Origin of the sequence: Allokutzneria sp. NRRL B-24872, assembly GCF_002155965.1 — a bacterium.
Lineage (GTDB): Bacteria > Actinomycetota > Actinomycetes > Mycobacteriales > Pseudonocardiaceae > Allokutzneria.
The window spans coordinates 25,945-31,965 of record NZ_MUMH01000068.1; the positions used below are offsets into that span (position 1 = coordinate 25,945).

Here is a 6,021-nt window from a genome sequence, read left to right on the forward strand (position 1 = left end):
CAGAGCGACTTCGGAGCGTATCGGGAATGATCACCCGCTCACACCACGATGCGGTTGCAATCAGCGTTCGGCGAGGTGGGCGTCCCTGCGCGCCAGTGCTTCCGCCAGCGGAACGCCTTCGCGCCGGGCGGCCGCGCGACGAGCACGGAGTTCGGCGCGGGTGCGCGGCCGGTACTTCGGGTCCCTGCCGCAGCCGCAGGGCTCGAAGCCCTCGTAGCGCAGTCCTTCGCCGACCACCGCCGCCACGACAGACCACGCGCGCACGTCGTGCCGGGTCGGAGCGGCGAAGTCGTGGCCCGCGCACCGCATCGGCGACGCGCACGTCGGGCACAGGTGCTGGTGGCCCTGCTCCGGGAAGTGCCGCTTGAAGCTCAGGCGGCACTCGGTGCACACGAAGTGCAGCTTGTAGTTGGTGAACGCGTACTCGCACACGCGGCCAACGGTACAAGCTCAGTCGCGGAAGGCTGCCAGGATTTGCTGAGCCGCCAGGGCCGGAGTGAGTGTGCCGTCCGCGACCTGCTGGTCTAGCGACGGGCCGAGCTCGCGGACCTTGGGGTGCTCGGCGAGGTCCTGGAGCAGCTGGTCGCGCACCATCGTCCACGTCCAGCCCAGGAGTTGCCTGCGCCGCAACGCGTCCAGGGCTCCGGAGGCGGAGAGCTGGTCGCGGTGTTGGATGATCTTCGACCACACGTCGTCGACGCCGGTGTTCTCCAGCGCGCTGCACGTGAGCACCGGCGGGTCCCACCCGTCGTCGCCCATGCGCAGCAGCCGCAGCGCTCCGGCCAGCTCCCTGGACGCCTTCTTCGCCTCGCGGGCGTGGTTGCCGTCGGCCTTGTTCACCGCGATCACGTCGGCCAGCTCCAGCACGCCCTTCTTGATGCCCTGGAGCTGGTCGCCGGTGCGTGCGAGGGTGAGCAGCAGGAACGTGTCCACCATGTCCGCCACGGTGACCTCGGACTGCCCGACGCCGACCGTCTCGACCAGGACCACGTCGTAGCCCGCGGCCTCCATGACCACGATCGTCTCGCGCGTGGCCTTGGCGACGCCGCCGAGCGTGCCCGCGGTCGGCGAGGGCCGGACGAACGCGCGCGGGTCCACGGCGAGCTTCGCCATGCGCGTCTTGTCGCCGAGGATGCTGCCGCCGCTGCGGGTGGAGGACGGGTCGACCGCGAGCACGGCGACCTGGTGCCCGGCCTCGGTCAGCGAGGTGCCGAGGGTGTCGATGAAGGTCGACTTGCCCGCGCCCGGAACGCCGGTGATGCCGACGCGCCGCGCCTTGCCCGCGTGCGGCAGCAGCTCCGTCAACAGTTCCTGAGCGGCGGCGCGGTGGTCGGCCCTGCGCGACTCCACCAGCGTGATCGCGCGCGCGATCCAGGCCCGCGAGCCCGCGAGGACCCCGTCTGCGTACTGGCCGACCTCGACCGGCTTGGCTGCCATCAGGCGGCGTGCCCGTGCTGCTGGGAGAGCTGGGCGAGCAGGTCCAGCGCGGCGTCGGCGATCACCGTGCCGGGCGGGAAGATCGCGGTGGCGCCCGCCTCGTACAGCTCGTCGAAGTCGCCGGGCGGGATGACGCCGCCGACCACGATCATGATGTCCTCGCGGCCCAGGTCGGCCAGTTCCTTGCGCAGCGCGGGCACCAGCGTGAGGTGCCCGGCGGCCAGCGAGGAGACGCCGACGATGTGCACGTCCGCCTCGATCGCCTGCGTTGCGACCTCGGCGGGGGTCTGGAACAGCGGGCCGACGTCCACGTCGAAGCCCAGGTCGGCGAAGGCCGTCGCGATCACCTTCTGGCCGCGGTCGTGGCCGTCCTGGCCCATCTTCGCGACCAGGATGCGCGGCCTGCGGCCCTCCGCGAGCTCGAACTCCTCGGCGGCGCGGCGCGTCTTCTCGATGTTGCTCACTTCCCCGGCCTCCTGCCGGTAGACCCCGGAGATGGTGCGGATCTGCCCCGCGTGCCGACCGTAGACCTTCTCCAGCGCGTCGGAGATCTCACCAACGGTGGCCTTGGCGCGCGCGGCGTCGATGGCCATGGCGAGCAGGTTCTGGTCCAGGCCCGGTCCCCGGCTGCCGGTGATCGCGGCCTCGGCGGCCTTGGTCAGCGCGCTCAGCGAGTCCTGGCAGCTCTGCTCGTCGCGCTCCTCGCGCAGGCGGCGCAGCTTGTCCAACTGCTGGGCGAGGACGCCCTTGTTGTCGACCTTCAGCACCTCGATCGCCTCGTCGGCGTCCACGCGGTACTTGTTCACGCCGATCACCGGCTGGCGGCCGGAGTCGATGCGGGCCTGGGTGCGCGCGGCGGCTTCCTCCACGCGCAGCTTCGGGATGCCCTCGTCGATCGCCTTGGCCATGCCGCCAGCGGCCTCCACCTCCTGGATGTGGCTCCAAGCGCGGCGGGCGAGGTCGTAGGTGAGGCGTTCGACGTAGGCGCTGCCGCCCCACGGGTCGATCACCCGGGTGGTGCCGGACTCCTGCTGGAGCAACAGCTGCGTGTTGCGGGCGATGCGCGCGGAGAAGTCGGTCGGCAGCGCGAGCGCTTCGTCCAGGGCGTTGGTGTGCAAGGACTGCGTGTGCCCCTGAGTGGCCGCCATGGCTTCCACGCAGGTGCGGGCGACGTTGTTGAAGACGTCCTGCGCGGTCAGCGACCAGCCCGAGGTCTGGCTGTGCGTACGCAGCGACAACGACTTGGCGTTCTTCGGCTCGAACTGGTTGACCAGCTTCGCCCACAGCAGGCGCGCCGCGCGGAGCTTGGCGACCTCCATGAAGAAGTTCATGCCGATCGCCCAGAAGAAGGACAGGCGCGGTGCGAAGGCGTCGATGTCCAGTCCGGCTTCGCGTCCGGCGCGCAGGTACTCGACGCCGTCGGCGAGGGTGTAGGCCAGCTCCAGGTCGGCGGTCGCCCCGGCTTCCTGGATGTGGTAGCCGGAGATGGAGATCGAGTTGTACTTCGGCATCTTCTGCGAGGTGAAGGCGAAGATGTCGGAGATGACCCGCATCGAGGGCTGCGGCGGGTAGATGTAGGTGTTGCGGACCATGAACTCTTTGAGGATGTCGTTCTGGATGGTCCCGGTCAGCTTCTCCGGCGCCACCCCCTGCTCCTCGGCGGCGACGATGTAGAGCGCCAGCACGGGCAGGACCGCGCCGTTCATGGTCATGGACACGCTCATCTTGTCCAGCGGGATGCCGTCGAAGAGCTGGCGCATGTCGTAGATGGAGTCGATCGCCACGCCCGCCATGCCGACGTCGCCGGGCACGCGCGGGTGGTCGGAGTCGTAGCCGCGGTGCGTCGCGAGGTCGAAGGCGACCGAGAGGCCCTTCTGCCCGGCGGCGAGGTTGCGGCGGTAGAAGGCGTTGGACTCCTCGGCGGTGGAGAAGCCCGCGTACTGCCGGATCGTCCAGGGCTGGTTGACGTACATCGTCGGGTACGGCCCGCGCAGGTACGGCGTGGCGCCCGGGTAGGTGTTCAGGAAGTCAAGTCCCGCAAGGTCTTCCGCCGTGTACAGCGGCTGGACGGGGATGCCCTCCGGCGTCTCCCACAGCAGTTCGGCCGGGTCTTGGTCGAGCCGGTCCCGCCACTGCTGGACACCCGGTGCGCTCGCGGGCGCGCCGAGGTCGAGGTTGCCGAAGTCCGGGATGTGCGGCGCCATCAGAGCGCTCCTGCCTGGCTCAGGGTGGTCCGGAGGACGTCGAGGGCGTCGCAGCCCGCGTACACGTAGCCGTCGACCCCTTCCCGCTCTCCCGGCTTCCCGGCGAGCAGCACGGTCCGGGCGCCCGCCTCCTTCAGCGCGCGAGCCACCGGTTCGGCGTGCTCGGCGTAGTCCTTGTCGTGCCCGCACAGGCACGCGACCACCGCTCCACTGTCCACAAAGGACTTCGCGATGGCGTCGGGGTCGGTGCCCGGACCGGCCGCCGGGGTCTCGATGCCCCCGGCCTGGAAGAGGTTGCCCGCGAAGGTCGAGCGCGCGGTGTGGGCCGCGACCGTGCCGATCGTCGCCAGGAACACCTTCGGCCTGCTCGGCGCGGCGTCGGCGGCATCGCGCAGCTGCTCGAACGGCTCGGCGTAGCGGCGGCGCGGCAGTCCGCCCTCGGGTCGCGCGGGGGCGGCCGGGCGCACGGGCAGCTTCTCGGTGAGGTTGGGGAACTCGCTGACGCCGGTGATCGCGTCCTTGCGGTGGGCGATCCGCTTGAGGCGCTTGGCCCACGTGTCGTCCAGCCGCCGGGCGATCAGTCCTTCGCGCAGCGCGGCGGTGAACCCGCCCGCGCGCTCGATCTCGGTGAACCACTCCCAGGCCGCGGTGGCGAGGTCGTCGGTCAGCTTCTCCACGTAGTAGGAGCCGCCCGCCGGGTCCAGCACCCGCGCGACGTGGGACTCCTCCAGCAGCAGCGACTGCGTGTTGCGGGCGATGCGGCGGGAGAAGTCGTCCGGCAGGCCCAGGCACGCGTCGAAGGGCTGCACCGTCACGGAGTCCGCGCCGCCGACTCCCGCCGCGAAGGTCGCCAGCGTCGTGCGCAGCATGTTCACCCACGGGTCGCGGGCGGTCATCATCGCCGAGGACGTGACCGCGTGCTGCCGCTGCGGCTCGTCGGGGGCGCCCGAGAGTTCTGCCACGCGAGCCCACAGCCGCCGCGCGGCGCGGAACTTCGCGATCGTCAGGAACTGGTCGGCGGTGGCGGCGTAGCGGAACTCGATCTGTCGGAAAGCGTCCACAACGGACAGTCCCGCGTCGGTGAGCACCCGCAGGTAGGCCACTGCGGCGGCCAGGGAGCAACCTAGCTCTTCGGCGTCGCTGCCGCCCGCGTCGTGGTAGGGCAGCGCGTCGACCATGACCGCCCGCAGGTTCGGCGCGCGGTTGGCGTAGGCCGCGATCTCCGCGAGGTCACCCGCGACGCCGGTCTTCGCTTCCAGGCCGAGCGGGTCGAAGCCCAGGTTGCCGCTGGGCTCGTCGGTGAGCGCGAGCAACGCCTCCGCCGCGCGGGCCGAGTCGGCTCCCGCGTCCAGGACGACTCCGGCGAGGTCGAGGTAGACGCCGTCGAGGGCTTCGCCGAGCTTGTCGATGGGCAGGCCCTGCGCTCCGACCGTCAGCCACAGCGAGGTGACGCCGTTCTCCAGGTCCGCCAGGATCGCGTCGTTGGTGGCCTTCGCGTCGGCGAGGGTGTGGCGCTGGCGCACGTCCCACGCTTCGCGGCCGGCCTGGCCGCCGCGCACGAACGGCGCGAGCCCCGGCACTCCGACGGCGGGCACCACGTCCTCGGCGGTGTACAGCGGCGCGACGGTGATCCCGTCGTAGGTGGTCCGCGCGAACCGGTCCTCGGGCCGCTCCAGCCCCTCAGTGTCCACACCGGACTTCTTCAGCACACCAGCGACCAGTGCGCGCCAGTCCTCTCTGCTCACCGCTGGGAAGTCGGTGGCGAGGGACAGCTCGGACGGCAGCGTCATGCGGGGGATCGTAGTCACTCCGTCGCAGGCCGGGGTCGATCAAGGTGGCAACTCTCACCCCTATTCGACCCCTTCTCTAGCCAATCCCCTAGCCACCCCACTCCACCCCCGCTCGCGCCGCACCCCCTTATGCCCTGAATGACTCATTGAGGTACTTGAGCGCCCTGAATGAGTCATTCAGTGAGTTCAACGCACCAAACGCGGCATTCGCGGCGCGCGGGGTGACGACGTGGCCGTCGCCGGGTTTGAGGTGGACCTGGGCGGCCGGGGTCGGACGGGTGGTGGGTCAGGGGGTGTTCGCGCGGAGGTGGTCGACGGCGAGGCGGGCGGTGGTGCCGATGACGGCATCGGCGGCGGGCAGCGTGAGAGACGTGCGCACGCTCGCGGTGAACACGGCCACGGCGTAGCGCCCGCCGTCGGGGTACTCGACGACGCCGACCTCGTTGCGCAGCGTCGGCAGCGTGCCGGTCTTGCCCGCCACCCGCACGTCGTCGAAGGGGAAACCGGACGCGAGCCGGTGTGGCCACACCTGCAACGCGAGCAGCCGCCGCATCGCCGCGCACGACTCGGGCGATGCGGCGGCTGCTCGC

5 protein-coding genes are annotated in these 6,021 nt (G+C 71.0%); all 5 read right to left on the reverse strand.

From position 1 onward, the window contains the following. Positions 1–60: 60 nt before the first annotated feature. Positions 61–432: a hypothetical protein gene (locus CCN37_RS19110; protein ID WP_210408109.1), complete on the reverse strand. Its 372-nt coding sequence runs from the start codon at positions 430–432 to the stop codon at positions 61–63. 18 nt (positions 433–450) lie between these two features. Then, positions 451–1,437 carry a methylmalonyl Co-A mutase-associated GTPase MeaB gene (gene meaB / locus CCN37_RS19115; protein ID WP_086822712.1) on the reverse strand — a complete coding sequence of 329 codons (987 nt, stop codon included), beginning with the start codon at positions 1,435–1,437 and terminating at the stop codon, positions 451–453. Further along, complete coding sequence (gene scpA / locus CCN37_RS19120) at positions 1,437–3,641, reverse strand: methylmalonyl-CoA mutase (protein WP_086822715.1); 2,205 nt, start codon at positions 3,639–3,641, stop codon at positions 1,437–1,439. Before scpA ends, meaB begins: the two co-directional genes overlap by 1 nt. After that, complete coding sequence (locus CCN37_RS19125; RefSeq protein WP_086822718.1) at positions 3,641–5,431, reverse strand: methylmalonyl-CoA mutase family protein; 1,791 nt, start codon at positions 5,429–5,431, stop codon at positions 3,641–3,643. Before CCN37_RS19125 ends, scpA begins: the two co-directional genes overlap by 1 nt. A 286-nt stretch (positions 5,432–5,717) precedes the next feature. Next, positions 5,718–6,021: serine hydrolase (locus CCN37_RS19130; protein ID WP_143261680.1), on the reverse strand; the 304-nt coding region annotated here is incomplete at its 5' end.

Coding starts and splice junctions, on each gene's coding strand:
- meaB (WP_086822712.1), bottom strand. CDS start 1,437: ATGGCAGCCAAGCCGGTCGAGGTCGGCCAGTACGCAGACGGGGTCCTC.
- scpA (WP_086822715.1), bottom strand. CDS start 3,641: ATGGCGCCGCACATCCCGGACTTCGGCAACCTCGACCTCGGCGCGCCC.
- CCN37_RS19125 (WP_086822718.1), bottom strand. CDS start 5,431: ATGACGCTGCCGTCCGAGCTGTCCCTCGCCACCGACTTCCCAGCGGTG.